The sequence below is a fragment of the Streptococcus dysgalactiae subsp. dysgalactiae genome (assembly GCF_900459225.1).
Classification (GTDB): Bacteria; Bacillota; Bacilli; order Lactobacillales; family Streptococcaceae; genus Streptococcus; species Streptococcus dysgalactiae.
Window position 1 is genome coordinate 537,281 of the sequence record NZ_UHFH01000003.1, and the last position, 18,821, is coordinate 556,101.

20 protein-coding genes and 2 pseudogenes are annotated in these 18,821 nt (G+C 39.1%); 18 read left to right on the plus strand and 4 right to left on the minus strand.

Going from position 1 to position 18,821, the window contains the following annotated elements:
- Positions 1 to 226: 226 nt before the first annotated feature.
- From pyrH to DYD17_RS10975, 13 genes are all read left to right on the plus strand, one after another.
- A complete protein-coding gene (gene pyrH, locus DYD17_RS03045; protein ID WP_003049878.1) occupies positions 227 to 955 on the plus strand; it encodes a UMP kinase in 729 nt (242 codons plus the stop codon).
- A 28-nt stretch (positions 956 to 983) separates the two neighbouring features.
- Entirely contained in the window at positions 984 to 1,541 is a 558-nt protein-coding gene (frr, locus tag DYD17_RS03050; protein ID WP_111715585.1) for a ribosome recycling factor, read from the plus strand.
- A 118-nt stretch (positions 1,542 to 1,659) separates the two neighbouring features.
- The gene (cvfB, locus tag DYD17_RS03055) at positions 1,660 to 2,517 is read left to right on the plus strand and encodes an RNA-binding virulence regulatory protein CvfB (RefSeq protein ID WP_115252694.1); all 858 of its coding nucleotides are present in this window, start codon (positions 1,660 to 1,662) and stop codon (positions 2,515 to 2,517) included.
- Between the two features lie 71 nt (positions 2,518 to 2,588).
- On the plus strand, positions 2,589 to 3,098 hold the full coding sequence (msrA, locus tag DYD17_RS03060) for a peptide-methionine (S)-S-oxide reductase MsrA (protein ID WP_115252695.1): 510 nt from the start codon (positions 2,589 to 2,591) through the stop codon (positions 3,096 to 3,098).
- A complete protein-coding gene (locus DYD17_RS03065) occupies positions 3,095 to 3,310 on the plus strand; it encodes a YozE family protein (RefSeq protein WP_003049882.1) in 216 nt (71 codons plus the stop codon). The genes msrA and DYD17_RS03065 overlap by 4 nt, the downstream gene beginning before the upstream one ends.
- Before the next feature lie 137 nt (positions 3,311 to 3,447).
- A complete protein-coding gene (locus DYD17_RS03070) occupies positions 3,448 to 4,623 on the plus strand; it encodes a LysM peptidoglycan-binding domain-containing protein (RefSeq protein ID WP_115246582.1) in 1,176 nt (391 codons plus the stop codon).
- Between the two features lie 308 nt (positions 4,624 to 4,931).
- Complete coding sequence (locus DYD17_RS03075) at positions 4,932 to 6,704, plus strand: oleate hydratase (protein ID WP_115252696.1); 1,773 nt, start codon at positions 4,932 to 4,934, stop codon at positions 6,702 to 6,704.
- Positions 6,705 to 6,864: 160 nt separating this feature from the next.
- A complete protein-coding gene (locus DYD17_RS03085; protein WP_115252697.1) occupies positions 6,865 to 7,926 on the plus strand; it encodes a PhoH family protein in 1,062 nt (353 codons plus the stop codon).
- Between the two features lie 46 nt (positions 7,927 to 7,972).
- Positions 7,973 to 8,548 carry a uracil-DNA glycosylase family protein gene (locus DYD17_RS03090; protein ID WP_115252698.1) on the plus strand — a complete coding sequence of 192 codons (576 nt, stop codon included), beginning with the start codon at positions 7,973 to 7,975 and terminating at the stop codon, positions 8,546 to 8,548.
- 158 nt (positions 8,549 to 8,706) lie between these two features.
- Positions 8,707 to 9,204 (plus strand): rRNA maturation RNase YbeY, encoded by a 498-nt coding sequence (ybeY, locus tag DYD17_RS03095; RefSeq protein WP_115252699.1) that lies wholly within the window; start codon positions 8,707 to 8,709, stop codon positions 9,202 to 9,204.
- Positions 9,185 to 9,592, plus strand: coding sequence for a diacylglycerol kinase family protein (locus DYD17_RS03100; RefSeq protein ID WP_003054389.1), 408 nt, complete (start codon positions 9,185 to 9,187; stop codon positions 9,590 to 9,592). Before ybeY ends, DYD17_RS03100 begins: the two co-directional genes overlap by 20 nt.
- Positions 9,593 to 9,712: 120 nt before the next feature.
- Positions 9,713 to 10,609, plus strand: a complete 897-nt coding sequence (era, locus tag DYD17_RS03105) for a GTPase Era (RefSeq protein ID WP_003047080.1) — start codon at positions 9,713 to 9,715, stop codon at positions 10,607 to 10,609.
- A gap of 243 nt (positions 10,610 to 10,852) precedes the next feature.
- Positions 10,853 to 11,149, plus strand: a complete 297-nt coding sequence (locus DYD17_RS10975) for an NUDIX domain-containing protein (protein ID WP_309543644.1) — start codon at positions 10,853 to 10,855, stop codon at positions 11,147 to 11,149.
- On the opposite strand, the pseudogene DYD17_RS03115 reads toward DYD17_RS10975, so the two are convergent.
- Positions 11,079 to 12,971: pseudogene (locus DYD17_RS03115) on the minus strand (peptide cleavage/export ABC transporter); the annotation flags it as partial. The gene DYD17_RS10975 and the pseudogene DYD17_RS03115 overlap by 71 nt on opposite strands.
- 301 nt (positions 12,972 to 13,272) lie before the next feature.
- Here DYD17_RS03115 and DYD17_RS03120 point away from each other — a divergent pair.
- The 4 genes from DYD17_RS03120 (at position 13,273) to DYD17_RS03135 (ending at position 14,712) form a co-directional block, all read left to right on the plus strand.
- Positions 13,273 to 13,500, plus strand: coding sequence for a ComC/BlpC family peptide pheromone/bacteriocin (locus tag DYD17_RS03120; RefSeq protein WP_115252700.1), 228 nt, complete (start codon positions 13,273 to 13,275; stop codon positions 13,498 to 13,500).
- A 48-nt stretch (positions 13,501 to 13,548) separates the two neighbouring features.
- Positions 13,549 to 13,866 carry a role in replication gene (locus tag DYD17_RS03125; protein WP_115252701.1) on the plus strand — a complete coding sequence of 106 codons (318 nt, stop codon included), beginning with the start codon at positions 13,549 to 13,551 and terminating at the stop codon, positions 13,864 to 13,866.
- A gap of 407 nt (positions 13,867 to 14,273) precedes the next feature.
- Entirely contained in the window at positions 14,274 to 14,513 is a 240-nt protein-coding gene (locus tag DYD17_RS03130) for a Blp family class II bacteriocin (protein WP_081305787.1), read from the plus strand.
- Positions 14,514 to 14,526: 13 nt separating this feature from the next.
- Complete coding sequence (locus DYD17_RS03135) at positions 14,527 to 14,712, plus strand: hypothetical protein (RefSeq protein ID WP_003054392.1); 186 nt, start codon at positions 14,527 to 14,529, stop codon at positions 14,710 to 14,712.
- A gap of 271 nt (positions 14,713 to 14,983) precedes the next feature.
- On the opposite strand, the gene DYD17_RS03145 is transcribed toward DYD17_RS03135, so the two are convergent.
- Positions 14,984 to 16,089, minus strand: a protein-coding gene (locus tag DYD17_RS03145; protein ID WP_115252702.1) for an IS3 family transposase whose coding sequence is annotated in 2 segments (ribosomal slippage) — positions 14,984 to 15,813 and positions 15,813 to 16,089 — 1,107 coding nt in all. Because the reading frame shifts where the segments join, the coding sequence is not laid out codon by codon here.
- Positions 16,090 to 16,160: 71 nt separating this feature from the next.
- Here DYD17_RS03145 and DYD17_RS03150 point away from each other — a divergent pair.
- A pseudogene (locus DYD17_RS03150) lies at positions 16,161 to 16,724 on the plus strand (hypothetical protein); the annotation flags it as partial.
- 121 nt (positions 16,725 to 16,845) lie between these two features.
- On the opposite strand, the gene DYD17_RS03155 reads toward DYD17_RS03150, so the two are convergent.
- The gene (locus DYD17_RS03155; RefSeq protein ID WP_115252703.1) at positions 16,846 to 17,124 is read right to left on the minus strand and encodes a StcA family protein; all 279 of its coding nucleotides are present in this window, start codon (positions 17,122 to 17,124) and stop codon (positions 16,846 to 16,848) included.
- 37 nt (positions 17,125 to 17,161) lie between these two features.
- Positions 17,162 to 18,763: a transglutaminase domain-containing protein gene (locus DYD17_RS03160; RefSeq protein ID WP_115276338.1), complete on the minus strand. Its 1,602-nt coding sequence runs from the start codon at positions 18,761 to 18,763 to the stop codon at positions 17,162 to 17,164.
- Positions 18,764 to 18,821: the final 58 nt, after the last annotated feature.

Consider the following 18,821-nt stretch of genomic DNA (forward strand, 5'->3'; position numbering starts at 1 on the left):
AACATTTTAGGAATGATAGTCAAATTAAAAGTTGTAAGCGCCTCCTTTTGGTAAAACACTGACGAGGGCTATGATGATGACTAAGGACTGTTCCTATTCTTCACTCGTTGTTATCTGTTAGAGACAAGCCATCGTAATAAAAATTCTTTTTCTGAACTGGCCTTGCCCTATCAAAAATGGAGTGTTTATGGTAGAATAGTAAGGACAAATTAAGGAGATAATAATAGTGGAACCTAAATATCAACGCATTTTAATTAAACTATCTGGCGAAGCCTTAGCTGGTGACAAGGGAGTTGGCATTGACATCCCAACTGTTCAATCAATAGCAAAAGAAATTGCTGAAGTTCATGCTTCGGGTGTGGAGATTGCTCTTGTCATTGGTGGTGGTAATCTTTGGCGTGGAGAACCTGCGGCAGAAGCTGGAATGGACCGTGTTCAAGCAGACTATACTGGAATGCTTGGAACCGTGATGAATGCTTTGGTAATGGCTGATAGTCTTCAACATTATGGGGTTGATACTCGTGTTCAGACAGCTATTCCAATGCAAAATGTAGCTGAGCCCTACATTCGTGGCCGTGCCCTACGTCATTTAGAAAAAGGGCGTATCGTTGTATTTGGAGCTGGTATTGGCTCACCTTATTTTTCAACGGATACAACAGCTGCTCTTCGTGCTGCAGAAATCGAAGCGGATGCTATTTTAATGGCTAAAAATGGTGTTGATGGGGTTTACAATGCTGATCCGAGAAAAGATGCTAACGCTGTTAAGTTTGACGAATTGACACACGGTGAAGTGATTAAGCGCGGACTCAAAATCATGGATGCTACAGCATCGACCTTATCAATGGATAATGACATTGATTTAGTTGTTTTCAACATGAACGAAGCTGGCAACATTAAACGTGTTGTTTTTGGAGAGCATATTGGGACAACAGTATCAAATAAAGCCTGTGAGTAACAGTAAAAAAGAAAGAGAGTAAAAAAACATGGCAAATGCAATCATTGAAACTGCAAAAGAACGTTTTGCACAGTCTCACCATTCCCTATCACGCGAGTACGCTAGCATTCGTGCTGGTCGTGCCAATGCTAGTCTTTTGGATCGTATCCAAGTTGACTATTATGGGGCGCCCACTCCGTTGAATCAATTAGCCTCAATCACAGTGCCAGAAGCACGTGTCTTATTGATTTCCCCTTTTGATAAATCATCTATCAAGGATATTGAACGTGCGCTTAATGCATCAGACCTAGGCATCACACCAGCTAATGATGGTTCAGTGATTCGCTTGGTTATTCCAGCTTTAACAGAAGAAACACGTAAAGAGTTGGCCAAAGAAGTGAAAAAAGTTGGTGAAAATGCAAAAATTTCAATCCGTAACATTCGTCGCGATGCTATGGATGATGCTAAAAAGCAAGAAAAAGCAAAAGAAATCACTGAAGATGAGCTTAAAACATTGGAAAAAGATATCCAAAAAGCAACCGATGATGCTATCAAAGAAATCGACCGCATGACGGCTGAGAAAGAAAAAGAGTTACTTTCAGTTTAATGCTTAAAGCTACCCAACACGACGTGTAGTAGCCTCATACAGATAAAGAAAGGTAGGCGACAATTCCAGAAGCGTTTGTTTTTGACTTGTCCCTATTTTTTAAAGAAAGATAAAAGATATGAATGATTTACTAGCAACAGTAATTACTGGGCTTATTAGAGAAGAAAACGCTAATGACTATTTTATCCAAAAGGAAGGATTAACCTTTGCCTTGTCTAAAGGAGAAGGTGAACGCCAGATTGGTGATATGGTCACAGGGTTTGTCTACAAAGACATGAAGCAAAAGGCACGCCTCACAACCAAGGAAATCAGTTCAACTAGAACAAGCTATGGTTGGGGAGAGGTGACAGAAGTCCGCCGAGATTTAGGTGTCTTTGTCGACACAGGAATCCCAAATAAGGAAATTGTGGTCTCTTTGGACGTGTTGCCTGAAATGAAAGAACTATGGCCTAAAAAAGGGGACAAACTCTACATTCGCTTAGAAGTGGATAAAAAAGATCGTATTTGGGGAATTCCAGCAGAGCCTGAGGTCTTTCAAAAAATGGCCAGTCCTGCATACAATAATATGCAAAATCAACATTGGCCAGCAATTGTTTACCGCCTAAAATTAACAGGAACTTTTGTTTACCTGCCTGAAAACAATATGTTAGGATTTATTCACCCAAGTGAACGCTACGCAGAACCGCGCCTAGGTCAGGTTTTAGATGCCCGTGTGATTGGGTTTAGGGAGGTCGATCGTACCTTGAATTTATCGTTGAAACCACGTTCTTTTGAGATGTTGGAGAATGACGCTCAGATGATTCTCACCTATCTTGAATCGAATGGAGGCTTCATGACCTTAAATGATAAATCAAGTCCGGAGGATATTAAAGCAACCTTTGGTATTTCAAAAGGCCAGTTTAAAAAAGCCTTGGGTGGATTGATGAAAGCTAAACGCATTAAACAAGATGCTACAGGAACTGAATTAATAGGATAAAAATGCTTTGCCACTGGCAAAGTTTTTTGTTACAATGAAATCCATTAACGGAAGAAAAGGGGACATAGAGAATGGAAAGAGCTATTTTTGCAGGAGGTTGTTTCTGGTGTATGGTGCAACCTTTTGAGGAACAAGCAGGAATTTTGTCAGTCAGAAGTGGTTATACGGGTGGTCATCTCCCAAATCCTAGCTATGAACAAGTTTGTACCAAAACAACAGGCCACACAGAAGCAGTTGAAATTATTTTTGACCCTGAAGAGATCAGCTATGAGGAATTAGTTGAATTGTATTGGGCCCAGACGGACCCAACAGATGCCTTTGGGCAATTTGAAGATCGAGGGGACAACTACCGTCCTGTCATTTACTATACAACAGAAAAACAAAAAGAAATTGCAGAGCAATCCAAAGCCAACTTGCAAGCTTCAGGACGTTTTGACCAACCAATTGTTACCACTATTGAACCAGCTGAGCCATTTTACTTAGCTGAAGATTACCATCAAGGTTTCTATAAGAAGAATCCTCAGCGATATGCACAAAGCAGTGCTATTCGTCATCAGTTTTTAGAGGAGAACTGGTCATGAGAAAATCATTTTACAGTTGGTTGATGACACAACGTAACCCTAAATCAAATGAACCGTTAGCGATTTTAGCAGATTTGGTGTTTGACGACACCACTTTTCCCAAGCATACAAACGATTTTGAAACTATTAGTCGCTACCTAGAAGATCAAGCTGGCTTTTCCTTTAATTTAGGAGAATTTGACCATATTTGGGAAGTTTATTTGGCTCACTAATATTGCCGTAGTAGCAGGATAAAAAAGAAATGTTACAAAATGACATCACTTTCTTTCAAAAAAATGACAAGCTACTTTTTTTCTTAAAAATATGCTATGATGTAAGATAGAAAAAAAGAAAAGGGAAGTCTACCTAGATGATTATTAATAAAAAAAGCTTATTTGTGACAACCGTAGCTTTGTCCTTGGTGCCTTTTGCAACGACTGAAGCGCAAGAGTGGACACCACGTTCTGTTGCAGAGATTAAGTCAGAACTTATTTTGACAGACAATGTGCTGACATATACCGTAAAATATGGAGATACATTAAGCACTATTGCTGAAGCAATGAACATTGATGTTAACGTTCTAGGAAGAATTAATAATATTGCTAATATTGATTTAATCTTCCCGGATACTATTCTAACAGCAACTTACAATTACCAAAAACAAGCGACTACCTTAACTGTTCAAGCTCCATCAAGCCAAGCATATCTTGGGGATGCCAACGCGAACTTGGCGACTGACCAAGTAACCGTTCAAGATCAAACTACTGGTGCAACAGCTTCTGTAACAGCTCCTTCAGCAATGACAGGTGCAGTGGCAGCAACTCCAGTAGTTCCAACAGTTCCGTCAGCACCAGCAGCACCTACGGTAGTGGCACCAGCAGCTGAAGCGCCAGCGCCAGTTCCAACTGAAGTCATCGCTGAAGCGCCAGTTGCTCCGGCAGTGCCAGAAGCTCAACCGGCAGAAGTTGTTGCTGAGCCTGTAACTGAAGAGCCTACAGTTGTAACAAATCCAAAAGTGACAGTTGAAGAGAAAGTCCCAGCTACTCCTGAAACAGTTGTTGAGCCTGTAACACCAGTTGTTCCTGTTGAAGAAACACCAGCAGCAGAAGTAGCTGCTCCAGCTGAACCTGTAGCTGACCCAACAACGATTGCGACTTCAAATGGCCTTTCATATGCACCAAATCATGCTTACAATCCAATGAATGCAGGTCTTCAACCAAAGACAGCTGCCTTCAAAGAAGAAGTTGCCTCAGCTTATGGAATCACATCATTTAGTGGGTACCGTCCAGGTGATCCAGGGGATCATGGTAAAGGATTAGCCATTGACTTTATGGTACCTGAAAGCTCTACGCTTGGTGATCAAGTTGCGCAACATGCTATCAACAACATGGCAAGTCGAGACATTTCTTATGTAATTTGGAAGCAACAATTTTATGCTCCATTCAATAGCATTTATGGACCAGCGAATACTTGGAACCCAATGCCAGACCGTGGTAGCGTGACAGAAAATCACTATGACCATGTCCACGTTTCTTTTAACGGTTAAAAAGACATTACTGAAACCTTACGTCTAGACGTGAGGTTTTCTTTTTTAGAAAATAATAGCCTGAGTTGTTTCTTTTAACATGTGAAAAGATTTTTGTATCCGCTTTCTTTTTTTAGACAGTTTTCTGATAGTGTCCAAATGCCTACCTTTTTATTAGCAGAAGTTGTTAATAAGGAGTAAAATAAACATTATTAATCCTATATGATGATAAAAGTAAGGAAAACCGAGCAAGTTGGTAACAAGGCTATAGGTTTTTTAACTGTTTGAGAATTCATATATGTCTAGTTGAGATAAAAGGAGGTCTTGAAATGTATTATACTAGTGGTAATTATGAAGCTTTTGCGACACCTCGAAAACCGGAAGGTGTGGATCAGAAGTCGGCTTATATTGTTGGTACTGGCTTAGCTGGTTTAGCAGCAGCTGTTTTCCTTATTCGCGATGGGCATATGGCTGGGGAACGCATTCATCTCTTTGAAGAATTGCCGTTAGCAGGTGGATCGCTAGACGGTATAGAAAAACCTCACCTTGGCTTTGTGACTCGGGGTGGTCGTGAGATGGAAAATCATTTTGAGTGTATGTGGGATATGTATCGGTCTATTCCCTCGCTGGAAATTCCTGGTGCTTCCTATTTAGATGAATTTTATTGGCTGGATAAGGATGATCCTAACTCATCCAATTGTCGCCTCATTCATAAGAGAGGTAATCGTGTGGATGATGACGGCCAGTATACGCTCGGTAAGCAGTCGAAAGAATTAATCAATTTAATCATGAAGACAGAAGAATCTCTAGGAGACCAAACCATTGAAGAGTTCTTCTCAGAAGATTTCTTTAAGAGTAATTTTTGGATCTATTGGGCAACCATGTTCGCTTTTGAAAAATGGCATTCTGCTGTAGAAATGCGGCGCTATGCTATGAGGTTTATCCACCATATTGATGGTTTGCCAGATTTCACCTCCCTCAAGTTCAACAAATATAACCAATATGATTCTATGGTCAAACCGATTATTGCTTACCTAGAATCACACGGTGTTGATATCCAATTTGATACTAAAGTCACCGATATTCAGGTGGAACAAACAGCTGGTAAAAAGGTAGCGAAAACCATTCACATGACTGTTGCTGGAGAAGCTAAAACCGTTCCCCTCACCCAAAATGATTTGGTTTTTGTGACCAATGGTTCCATTACAGAAAGCACTACCTATGGTAGCCACCAAGAAGTCGCTAAACCAACCAAAGCTTTAGGTGGTTCTTGGAATTTATGGGAAAATCTAGCTGCTCAATCAAACGATTTTGGACATCCGAAAGTATTTTACAAGGACTTACCTGCTGAAAGCTGGTTTGTATCTGCCACAGCAACCATAAAACACCCAGCTATCGAGCCTTATATTGAACGTTTGACTCACCGTGATTTGCACGATGGTAAAGTGAACACTGGTGGGATTATCACTATTACAGATTCCAACTGGATGATGAGCTTTGCTATTCACCGTCAACCTCATTTTAAAGAACAAAAAGATAATGAAACCACTGTCTGGATTTATGGTCTTTATTCCAATATTGAGGGAGATTACATTCACAAGAAAATTGAGGACTGTACGGGTCAGGAAATCACAGAAGAATGGTTGTACCATCTTGGGGTACCTGTGGATAAAATCAAGGATTTAGCTAGTCAGGACTATATCAATACAGTTCCTGTTTACATGCCTTATATTACGAGTTACTTTATGCCTCGTGTTAAGGGAGATCGCCCGAAAGTTATCCCAGATGGTTCAGTCAACTTGGCCTTTATTGGTAACTTTGCAGAATCTCCATCTCGAGATACCGTCTTTACGACTGAATATTCTATTCGTACTGCCATGGAAGCGGTGTATAGCCTCTTGAATGTGGAACGCGGGGTTCCAGAAGTCTTTAATTCAGCCTATGACATTCGTGAATTGCTCAAAGCTTTCTATTACCTTAACGATAAAAAAGCAATCAAGGATATGGATTTACCAATTCCAGGATTGATTGAAAAAATCGGTCGTAAGAAACTTAAAGGCACTTTTATCGAAGAATTGCTTCAAGAGGCTCATCTGATGTAAGAATGACCACAACCTCAACAGCTGATAAGGGAATCTTATCAGCTGTTTTTTTGATGGGGAGTTTAGAAGTTGACAAGGAGAAATCTATTTTAAAACCAACATTGGTCCCTAAAATTTGTTATAATGTAAGCAATAAAGACGAAAGAAAGAGGGACTCTATTTGCAAGAGTATTCTGTTGATATTACGTTAACGCATCCTGATGATGTTTTGGCATTATTTGGGAGTAATGAACGCCATTTGAAATTGATTGAAGATCACTTGGGTGTTATTATTCATGCCAGAACTGAGCGCATCCAAATCATTAGCGATGATGAGGAGGCTGTAGCATTAGCTCAGCTAACCATTCAAGCCTTATTAATCTTAGTTGCGCGTGGTATGGTGGTTAACACGTCAGATGTTGTGACAGCTTTGTCTATGGCGGAATCAGATAAAATTGACCAATTTGTGGCCTTATACGAAGAAGAAATCATTAAAGATAACTATGGTAAGCCAATACGAGTTAAAACATTAGGACAAAAAGCCTATGTGGATAGTGTTAAACGTCATGATGTGGTTTTTGGTATAGGGCCAGCAGGAACAGGAAAAACCTTCCTAGCTGTTACGCTAGCAGTCACTGCTCTGAAAAGAGGGCAAGTCAAACGCATTATTTTGACACGACCGGCGGTAGAAGCTGGTGAAAGTCTAGGTTTTTTACCAGGAGACTTGAAAGAGAAAGTAGATCCTTATCTTAGACCTGTTTACGATGCTCTTTACCAAATTTTAGGTAAGGAACAAACCACACGCTTAATGGAACGAGAAGTGATTGAGATTGCTCCGTTAGCTTATATGCGGGGTCGTACTCTGGATGATGCATTTGTTATCTTAGATGAGGCTCAAAACACGACTATTATGCAAATGAAGATGTTTTTGACCCGTCTTGGTTTTAATTCAAAAATGATTGTCAATGGTGACACGAGTCAGATTGACCTCCCTCGGAATGTCAAGTCTGGCTTGATTGATGCCACACAGAAATTACAAAGCATTAAACAGATTGATTTTGTCTATTTCTCTGCTAAAGATGTTGTGCGTCACCCTGTTGTCGCTGATATTATCAAAGCTTATGAAACATCTTCAGAGGAAACGAAGGACTTAGCAGAGCCTAAGGCTAACAATATCGATGATGACCATCAGTCAGGCCTGACTCAGTATCCAGTGATTGGACAAAATACGAACGATAATTAAAGAGGATACAACACGTTTATTTTGGTATATTCCCGGGGAGGACTCTATGGATGATCTCACAACAGCCATTATAGCAGATGAGGACAATTGTTACTACACCGAAAGAGGCATTGAACCTTTGTACGCTGCTCCTAAAACGGCCAGAATTATTATTGTTGGTCAGGCCCCAGGAATAGTGGCTCAAGAAACCAAGCTGTATTGGAATGATCGTAGTGGCATACGCTTACGAGACTGGCTAGGCGTAGACAATGATACCTTTTATCATTCAGGATTGTTTGGCATTATCCCTATGGATTTTTATTATCCTGGGAAAGGAAAATCAGGTGATTTACCACCAAGGAATGGTTTTGCAGCGAAGTGGCATCCACCGTTGAGAGAATTGATGCCAGAAGTTGAATTGACGATTTTGGTTGGTCGCTATGCTCAGGACTTTTACCTTGGTAACAAGTCTTACAAAACCTTAACTGAAACAGTCCGTCACTTTTCGGATTACTTGCCAGACTATTTTCCACTTGTTCATCCTTCTCCAAGAAACCAATTATGGTTAGCTAAGAATCCCTGGTTTGAGCAGGACTTATTACCTATCTTGCAAAAACGTGTGGAGGCAATTCTAGCCAAATAAGCCTTGATTAACCTAGCGTTCCCATTTTAAGAAGGCTTGTGGTATAATGGGTAAATAACAAATGCTGATTGAAAGGATAAGGGAATTTATCTGTCAGATAATAACGGGTGCCCATAATATCAAGTGAGGTGGGTAGCCTTCCCCTAACAATTAACCTTATGTATATCGAGATGATTGACGAAACGGGACAAGTTTCTCAAGAGATTATGGAGCAAACAATTGATTTGCTCAATTTTGCTGCTCAAAAGACTGGTAAAGAAGAAAAGGAAATGTCTGTCACCTTCGTGACCAACGCCAGAAGTCATGAGCTAAATTTGGAGTATCGAGATACTGATCGTCCAACAGATGTGATTTCTCTTGAGTACAAGCCAGAGACACCTATCTTATTTAGTCAAGATGATTTGGCTGCTGACCCTAGTTTGGCTGAGATGATGGCAGAATTTGATGCTTATATTGGCGAACTGTTTATTTCTATTGACAAGGCGCGTGAGCAGGCTCAAGACTATGGCCACTCTTTTGAGCGTGAAATGGGATTCTTGGCTGTTCACGGTTTCTTACATATTAATGGGTATGATCATTACACCCCTGAAGACGAAAAAGAAATGTTTACCTTACAGGAAGAGATTTTGACTGCTTATGGCCTTACACGACAATAACACCACCAAACGGAAATGGAAAAACAGAACCATTACCTCAAGCTTGGAGTTTGCCTTGACAGGAGTCTTCACGGCTTTTAAAGAAGAACGCAATCTCAGGAGTCACCTGTTTTCAGCTTTTTTAGCTTGTGTTGCCGGTTTGGTGTTTAGTATTTCAGCCATCGAATGGCTCTTCTTGCTCCTAGCTATTTTTTTAGTTATTACTTTAGAAATTGTCAATTCTGCTATTGAGAACGTTGTTGATTTAGCTAGTGATTATCACTTTTCCATGTTGGCTAAAAACGCCAAGGACATGGCAGCAGGTGCTGTCTTGATGATTTCTGGTTATGCTGTCTTGACAGGACTTATTATTTTTATTCCTAAACTCTGGAATATTCTTGTTCATTAATTAAAGGAAAGGAATGGGCTATCCTGTGTGATGATACGATAGGATAGCGATAGAGGCAAAGTGCTTGACCACACTGGTCAGTTTAGCCTAGCTATCTATTGTTGATGCCCGTAATTATCTATGTTTAAATCAGGCTTTGTAGCCATTCTTGGTCGTCCAAATGTGGGGAAATCTACTTTTCTAAATCACGTCATGGGGCAAAAAATTGCCATTATGAGTGACAAGGCTCAGACCACCCGTAATAAAATTATGGGGATATACACCACAGAAACAGAACAAATTGTCTTTATTGACACCCCAGGCATCCATAAGCCGAAAACGGCTTTGGGAGATTTCATGGTTGAATCTGCTTACAGTACCCTTCGTGAAGTGGAAACTGTTCTCTTCATGGTACCAGCAGATGAAAAACGTGGTAAGGGTGACGACATGATTATCGAGCGGCTAAAAGCAGCTAAGATTCCTGTTATCTTAGTCATCAATAAAATTGACAAGGTGCACCCTGACCAACTTTTGGCACAAATCGATGATTTCCGTAGTCAAATGGAGTTCAAAGAAGTAGTACCGATTTCTGCCCTAGAAGGTAATAATGTGCCAACTTTGATCAAGTTATTAACTGATAATCTTGAAGAAGGTTTCCAATATTTCCCAGAAGATCAGATTACCGATCACCCAGAACGTTTTCTTGTGTCAGAAATGATCCGTGAAAAAGTGTTACACCTCACCCAGCAAGAGGTTCCACATTCCGTAGCGGTTGTGGTCGAATCCATGAAGCGAGATGAGGAAACCGACAAAGTGCATATCCGTGCAACCATTATGGTGGAGCGCGATAGCCAAAAAGGTATTATCATCGGTAAACAAGGAGCCATGCTCAAAAAAATCGGAAAAATGGCACGTCGTGATATTGAACTCATGCTGGGAGACAAGGTTTACCTTGAAACGTGGGTCAAAGTGAAGAAAAACTGGCGGGATAAAAAGCTTGACCTTGCTGACTTTGGCTATAATGAAAAAGAGTATTAATAAGTTTAGTTTTGAACCCGTAAGTTCATGGAGACTAGTTAGACAAGTTCACTGTACGACTTGACTTGCCCAGTGAAAGCAACCCGCGGGGACAAAACCAGCTAGTTATCACTTTCTGATTAGATTAACAAATCAATTGAAGGAGCCAAACATGCCTGTTGGTTCCTTTTTAATAAAGGAGAACCAATGACTCAAGATTATGTTTCCTATATCCGCTCCAAAGTGGGGCATGCGACAATCATCATGACTTTCGCGGGCGGTATCTTATCTGACGAAGAAGGGCGCGTGCTCTTACAATTACGGGGGGATAAAAAAACCTGGGCCATCCCAGGAGGCGCCCAAGAACTTTACGAATCAACCTATGAGACCTGCCGTCGGGAATTCTTGGAAGAAACAGGAGTTGCTGTGACACCTGTACGACTGTTAAATACCTACACGAATTTTCAAGAAACTTACCCCAACGGAGACCAAGTGCAGACCGTTGTTTTTGTCCTCCAGAAAGTCCAGCACCATCAGAAAGTTCCGTATGATAGCCCATAGGCATCTGTTCAATGTCTTTTCTAATCTGTGCGATTTCACAGGCTTTCATAATGTCCTCTTGGCTAGTGGAGTGATTGGCACCTAGGGTTAAGTTTTCTAAGATAGATCCACTAAAGATATAAGCTTGTTGGGGGAGATAGTTGATATGCTGACGAAGTACTTTTTTATCAATCATTTTAAGATTTTGATGATTAATAGAAATCTGTCCCTTGTAAGGTTCAAAGAAATTAACAATCATTTTAGCTAATGTTGTCTTGCCAGAACCATTAATACCAACTATACTGACTTTTTCACCCTCCTTAATGGTCAAACTGATATCAGATAAGGTATCACGACCAAAGCCGTATTTATAAGACAAGTCTGCAAATTGGATATCTCCATATAGACAATAGGTATCTGTTAATGCCTGTTCTTTTTGGAACTCAGATTTAACCAGGTAAACTTCATTAAGCCGATTATTGGCAACCTTAGCGGATTCCAGTTTAGTTTGAAGATTAATGATATTTTCCAAAGGATTAGTAAAGTAGAATAATAGTGTATTAAAAGTGATGAGTTGACCAACAGATATTTTACCATTCATAACTAGTCGTGCACCTACCCATAAGATAGTAATATTTAAAATGAGTTGTGCTCCTTGCTTTAGACTACTTTGTAGAATAGAATACTTACTTAACTTAAAAGATTTATCCAAATAGTCTACAAATTCACTATCGATTTTCTGATAACGAATTTCCTCGCTAGTCAATGATTTGATTGTTTCAATGCCATTAATATCTTCGATAATAGCAGAGCTGACCATGGAATTACTCTGCATGATATTGTTATTCATCTTTTCAAAAGGTTTCATAAAAGTAAAAATGATGATAATGTAGATTGGGATAGAAATTAATGATAGAAGAAATAGTTTAGTGTTTTGTACGAGTAACACACCACCTACAATACTTAAAATAGAGACATCTAAAAATAGAGATAGAATTGTAGAAGCAAGTGCATCAGTAATAGAATTAGCATCTGTAAACCGTGAAATGATTTCTCCTGTTCTGTGAGTTGCAAAAAAAGACATGGGTAATTCAAAAATATGGCGAATGTAAGATAAAATGACGTCAATGTTCAATCGCTGACTGAGTACAGTCAAGAGGTAGTCACGTGAAAAACTCATCGTTTGTTGTAGGATATAGGTAACGATAAGTCCAATTGAGATTATACCGAGTGTTGACTTCATCTGATTTGGAATATATTCATCCAAAATACCTTGTAGATAGTAGGAACCACCAATGTTTATCAAGGTAACTAAGAGGCTCGCTAAAACGATAAAGAAGATTAATGACCCTTGTTTAAAAATTAGAGGTAGAAAACTCATTAAGCCATTCTTTTTATCCTTGTGAGGCTTATAGCCAGGTTCAGGTGCTAAAAAGATAGCAACCCCTGTCCATTCAGAAGCAAATTTTTCTTTGCTCATTTTGCTTACTTTAACGGAGGGATCTGGATCTCCAATGATGAGATGTTCTTTCTTAGCTTGATATATAACATAGTAGTGTTGGAGTTTTCCTTCTTTATTGACATGGACGATAAAAGGGTAAGGGACATCACTCATATCAAATAGGGGCATATCTGCTTGTATAGCTCTCGTTTCAAAGCCCATCTCCTTGGCCGCTTTTACGATTCCAAGGGCTGTTGTTCCTTCTTTATTAGTCTTTGCCAATTCTCTCAGATGTGCCAGAGAATAGTCAGACCCGTAGAATTTTGCAATCGAAGCTAGAGCAGCAATTCCACAATCTCTTGCATCAATTTGTGGTACAAACGTACGTTTACATGATGTCATTAATATATTTCCTTTCAGTAAATTACAAATTCATTATTGCAAAACTACTGATAAGAAATTCGAAAATTCTTAAATGGTATCTAGTATATTATATCCTGAATGGTATTTTAAAATTAAAAGTAATAAGTTTCTAGTGATTATTTTCTAATTCGAAACGATTAAAAAACTATGAAAAAATCATTTCGTGATGAAAAAAGAACATTTAAAGATTTTACGGGGCACAGATTTCTAAAGATGCTATACTGAACATGTCAAGGTTGCAACAAGACATAATAAAAAATTATATAAGGAGATATTCGTTATGAATACAAAAACTTTGAAACAATTTGAAGTGATGAACTCTGAAATGCTTGCTGGTGTTGAAGGAGGCTGGGGCGGTTGGGGAGAAGCAATTGCCGATCTATTAGGAGGCTTTACTCCTTCACCAACATTAGATCAATTAAATGGCAAATGGCCAATTAGAAAACCTTCCAAACCTTGTAGTCCTTACGGAACTGGTGGGACACCTAATGCGTATAATGGTTTATAAATTAGGACATATTTAAGTGTTTATACAATAAAGGAAGTGGAGGTAGATATGCTGACTCTATACAAAAGACAAATCGCAGAAGTTTGGGAGATTGGGAGAGAAACACCTCAGCCAGAGTGGTTACGTGATGCTTTTCGCAAGAATTACATCTGTTGGTTGGATGAGCATGTTCGTATTCTCATGACTGGACTAAATCCTTCGCTGACAACAAATTTAAAGATTGGTGCAACAGGAACAGTAGGTGGAGGATTTGCTGGATATGGTATGTATGTCCTTGGTTATCCAGGTGATTTCTTAGATGTGACCAACCATCGAGTTATTTCTGCCAAAAAATTCCATAAAGAATATCAGATTATTGATGGATAGAAAGAGCAGACTATGAACTTTTATGACTGGTTTAATTTCGAGGGTTTACAACAAAAAGGAACTCTTCGGAAAATTGTAAGAAGTATTTTCTTTGTCGGTTTTCATTTATTCATCATCTATTTGGTACAAAGATAATATGAAAATTCTAAACTGTCACATGTTCAAGTAGAATGTATGGCAGTTTTTTAACCTTAAATGGTCAATATTTTTTCATAAAAAGTATCTATCTCGAATGGTTATGATTAACCGTTCAGGAAGAATTTGATGCATTTCATGATAAAAAATCGTACATTTGAGGATTTTTATGAAGGATGAATTTAAAAATTGTTATACTAAACTCGTCAAGGTTGCAACTGGACAAAATATAAAAATTATATAAGGAGATATTCGTTAGGAATAAAAAAATTTTGGAACAATTTGAAGTGATGAACTCTGAAATGCTTGCTGGTGTTGAAGGAGGAAAAAACAATTGGCAAACTAATGTTTGGGAATGTGGATTATCTGCTGTTGCTGGTTGGGGATTCGGTGTATCAATTTGTGCAGCGAGTGGTGTTGGGGCACCGTTAATGGGAGCTTGTGGTTATCTTGGAGCTAAATCTGCTGTAACTTTATGGGCAGCAATGACTGAAGCAACAGGTGGAGTTTAGGAGAATGGAATAGATGAATATTTTTTATAACATAGAGGAATATCACTTGAGCAATACTAGTGGGGTAATGCAGCTTGAGCAGCTGTTTGCGGATATTTTGCCTATAAAGCTTCAGGTGGCTGAGTATAGAGAATTTTTTGCTAATCGTCATTTCGATTTTTCAAATTTATTTGATTTATTTATCACTAAAAGGTTCTGATAAACATAATAGAATTATTGAAATTACTGGAATAAACACTTTCTTTATTCTTTTTTTAATTTATCATCACATCAATTTCTTCTGTATGGGATATATCATTTTTGTTATTTTCATATTAGGATTATATAGAAAATCGTAAGAGTTCTTGTGGTGACTGAAGTGACCCCCAAAAGTTGGACATTATATTTTAAGTTAAGGATTGAGTTCTGTATTGCACAGGACTTAGTCTGAAAAGGCAACACTTTTCTGTACAACATTTATAAAGTGTTTTCTAGGCAATTAATCTTTTAGTCATTGGTGTTTGGTAGTTGAGACTACCATGAATGCGGTGGTAATTCCACCAATGAACATAGTCTTTAGTCTTAAGAGCTAGTTCTTCCAGCGATTGAAAGGTTTCTTGATAAACAAATTCAATTTTGAAAGCACGATACGTACTTTCAGCTACGGCATTGTCATAAGGACAACCAGCCTGACTAAGCGAACGTGTGATTCCAAAGGCTTCCAATATTTCATCAATTAACTGATTATCAAACTCTTTGCCACGATCTGAATGGAACATCTTGACTTTGGTCAGGGCGTAAGGAATGCTTTGAATGGCTTGCTTAACGAGTTCAGCGGTCTTGTGCCAACCAAGAGACAGGCCGATGATTTCACGGTTGTATAGGTCAATAATAAGGCAAACATAAGCCCAACGATTGCCTACACGAACATAGGTTAAGTCAGTGACTAAGGCTTGTAGTGGTCTTTCTTGCTTAAATTGCCTGTCTAAATGGTTGGGAATAGGGGCTTCATTCTTGCCTCTGGAATGTGGTTTGAAGGTGGCTTTCTGATAAACAGAAACCAAATTGAGTCGCTTCATAATGCGTCGAATCCGACGACGAGATAGCGTTATACCATCTTTTTCCAAACACTTCTTGATTTTTCTAACCCCATATCTGGACTTGCTTTCATGGAAAATCGTTTTAATAGTTTCCTCGAAAACCGCCTCGGCCCCTTGTTCTACAGCTTGGTAGTAATAACTTGAACGAGGAATGTTCAACCAACGACACATGGCTGAAATGCTATAGTTATCCTTATTAGCAGTGATTATTTCCCTTTTTGTGCCATAATCACCGCCGCTTGCTTTAGGATATCTAATTGCATTTCGAGTTCTTTATTGCGTTTCCTGAGTTCAATCAGCTCCCGCTGTTCATCTGTCAGATTATCAACAGACTTGAATGAACCTGTTGTTTTGGCTTGTCTAACCCACTTATCGAAGGTGGAAGGGGTTAGCTCATATTCCTTGATGAGACTGCTACGCTTTCTACCAGCATTGTAAAGGTCAACAATTTGTTGCTTAAAATCATCGGTGAAGTGGCGACGTATTTTTCTAGACATATCTGTTCTCCTATTTTCTTTAGTGTAGAACACTTTATAAATTCTGTCTAGTTTAGTGTAACCTATTCACTGGTATGGGTCATGTTTATGAGGGCTTTCAAACTTCTGCTAGAGGGATTTTTACGATGTCAGGAGTTCCTGAAAGCACTATTCCCGTTGCTAACCCTAATGCACAAACCAAATATACAAGGTATTTCAAAGTCATTGATGATATGCATAACACAATGTATAAAGGAACTGTTTTTCTTGTTCAGCCGCAAGCTTGGAAATACACCATGAAATCCATTGATCAGTTAGTTGTAGATGATTTGAATCACATCGGTGCTGATGATATTGAGCGAATGACAACTCTGATTAAGACTGCGGGTGCCCTTTTAACCACAGGAGGTAGTGGGTCTTTACCAGACAATATTAAGGTATCTATTAATCCAAGAGGTGGTCAGGCCATGATTATTTACGGAGATGGCTCTACGGATATCATTCCACCAGCGGTGTTATGGAAAAAACGATTGGAAAAAGATAATGCCGAGGAAGGTCTAACAACCTCTCCCAAAATTGTTCATGATGTTAGAGATTCTGAACAAGAAGAAGGGGATCATGACGATGAAGAGCAAACGGGAGAACCCATTTTTTGAGGAGAAAAGAATTAAGCAGGACACTCTTTAAGAATCTCGGTAAATGAAAAAACCATTTTGGTTACATAAAAAGGAACACTGTCATTTTTTTGACAGTGTCCCTTTTTATTTTAGGAGAGAGCTAAGGTTGGTCATCTAATGGGATTTCTACCTGTTCAACTGTCATAGTAATGACAGGTTTGACAACGCCATCCTTATTTGGGAGAGAAGGAGCCTTGTTTAGGGGTTTGTTTTGATCAAGGGCTACTTTTTTTAAGGGATGTTGTTTTTTATGAGTTGTAGTCATCGCAGTAGATGTCCTTTCCATCGTGTGTTTAGGGGTTGGTGGCTTAGGGGTAACAGCAAGAATAAAACACAGTACACTAATCGTTAAGATGAGATAAAATTGTTTCTTAGACACTTACTGTTAGCCTTTCTATAAACACACTCTGATAAGGTTATGCTCTGTAATAGTTAGTAGATGGAATAGAGTGTGTCAAGTGTTCGTACTGACTATCCAAGAAATGATCAGCATCCATCACTTCTTTACCAACAAGGAAGTAGTTGTTGGTTTTAGTTGTGTTATCCCAAGTTGAGTCAACATAGTAATTGACACCGTTAACTTTAACGATATTCCAAGCGTGATTACCGCCACCAGCTTGACCCGTTACGTACCAAGCAGACAAACCAGCAGCTGCTGTCATATCTTTAAACATTACTGCAAAAGCTTGACAAACACCGCGTTTATCTTTGTACAAGGCTTCAGGGGCATGGATACTGATTCCGCTAGCAGTCTCACGAGTAGTTTCTAATTCTTGAGTTGCATATGTGTAGCTGTTAACAAGGTGATTATGGATGACTTTTACTTTTTCGTAATCACTTGTGATATTTTTGTTAGTGATGTTTTCTCTAACAAAATTGTCCACAAATTGTTTGTATTCTTGGTGTAAAGCCACCATGTCATCTTTGAGGGTATAAGTGATAGTAACATCTGTGTTAACAACGATACGTTGGATTTCTCCGCCAAGCGTGTAAGTGCTAATACGGCTTTGTGAAGCAAAGGAAGTTGCAGTCCCAAGTTCATCTCCGATTGCTCGGATGATTCCGCCAAGTTGTTGTTGGTATTCATTAACTTGGTCTTGGGTTTTGAATTCCATTTGCACACTGATGTGAGGGACGTGGTTACTGATATTGCTGCGTAATACCTCTTTTAAGTTATCATAATCAGCAATATTAGTAGACTCTGCTTGAGGGGCAACTGGAACAGGAGTTGCAGAATGCTCTTCGCGCTCAGCAGCTTCCTGGTCAGTTTCTGTAGCTAATGGTTGTGTATGGGTATCTTCCACATGGTCTGTGCTGACACGGACTGGAGAGTTACCATTTACAGTAATAGCGGCAAGTTTAGCTGTTTCTGCTTCGATAGCATCGGTAGAAATAGCATCAACTTCTTGTTGGAGATTAGCAACCTCCGCTTTGTAACCATTCACAGCAGCTACATAAGGTTTCACCTGATTGTTAAGAGAAGTGAACAATTGCTCAGCTTCTGGCATAGAGCGAACGGCGTTATAGTTAACTGCCTCTAAAATAGCACGAATATTAGCAACTGCTTGGTTGCGTTGTCCGACTAATTGAGCGTATTGGTTTTGGCTAGTCTGAAGTTTACTATTTTCTTGGTCAACCAGACGTTGAACAGTTTGGCTAATAGCATTTCGCTGTTGGACAATAGCGTTATAGTCGCTATTGCTAATGCGACCTACTTTAAGTTGAGCGAGTAGCTGATCATCTGTTTGCTTAAATGATGCTATAGCACTATTTAAACGATCAACTGCTGACTTGGCATTTAGCTGATCGAAGGCATTTACATTTTCAACAACATATTGATTAATGAGACGATGTTGTTCATTAATATAATTAATAATTTGTCCATAACGATCTTGTTGAGTAACGTAATAATGATATCCATCAGTAGTATCATCAGCTTTAACCTCATAATTAAGGGCTGATAGTGAGCTTACAAGTAAGGCTGCAGCAAGGCTGCTAACAATTTTCTTAATCTTCATTAGTTCTCCTGTTATAAACTAAGTAAAATAGCGGTTTCTATCATAAACAGTGTTATGA

Bases quoted from the DNA above. Each gene is read 5' to 3' on its own strand.
- DYD17_RS03100 (WP_003054389.1), top strand. From the start codon at position 9,185: ATGGCCTTACACGACAATAACACCACCAAACGGAAATGGAAAAACAGA.
- DYD17_RS03135 (WP_003054392.1), top strand. From the start codon at position 14,527: ATGAATATTTTTTATAACATAGAGGAATATCACTTGAGCAATACTAGT.
- DYD17_RS03075 (WP_115252696.1), top strand. From the start codon at position 4,932: ATGTATTATACTAGTGGTAATTATGAAGCTTTTGCGACACCTCGAAAA.
- DYD17_RS03090 (WP_115252698.1), top strand. From the start codon at position 7,973: ATGGATGATCTCACAACAGCCATTATAGCAGATGAGGACAATTGTTAC.
- era (WP_003047080.1), top strand. From the start codon at position 9,713: ATGTTTAAATCAGGCTTTGTAGCCATTCTTGGTCGTCCAAATGTGGGG.
- cvfB (WP_115252694.1), top strand. From the start codon at position 1,660: ATGAATGATTTACTAGCAACAGTAATTACTGGGCTTATTAGAGAAGAA.
- DYD17_RS10975 (WP_309543644.1), top strand. From the start codon at position 10,853: ATGACTTTCGCGGGCGGTATCTTATCTGACGAAGAAGGGCGCGTGCTC.
- msrA (WP_115252695.1), top strand. From the start codon at position 2,589: ATGGAAAGAGCTATTTTTGCAGGAGGTTGTTTCTGGTGTATGGTGCAA.
- DYD17_RS03160 (WP_115276338.1), bottom strand. From the start codon at position 18,763: ATGAAGATTAAGAAAATTGTTAGCAGCCTTGCTGCAGCCTTACTTGTA.
- frr (WP_111715585.1), top strand. From the start codon at position 984: ATGGCAAATGCAATCATTGAAACTGCAAAAGAACGTTTTGCACAGTCT.
- DYD17_RS03065 (WP_003049882.1), top strand. From the start codon at position 3,095: ATGAGAAAATCATTTTACAGTTGGTTGATGACACAACGTAACCCTAAA.
- DYD17_RS03070 (WP_115246582.1), top strand. From the start codon at position 3,448: ATGATTATTAATAAAAAAAGCTTATTTGTGACAACCGTAGCTTTGTCC.
- DYD17_RS03120 (WP_115252700.1), top strand. From the start codon at position 13,273: ATGAATACAAAAACTTTGAAACAATTTGAAGTGATGAACTCTGAAATG.
- ybeY (WP_115252699.1), top strand. From the start codon at position 8,707: ATGTATATCGAGATGATTGACGAAACGGGACAAGTTTCTCAAGAGATT.
- DYD17_RS03125 (WP_115252701.1), top strand. From the start codon at position 13,549: ATGCTGACTCTATACAAAAGACAAATCGCAGAAGTTTGGGAGATTGGG.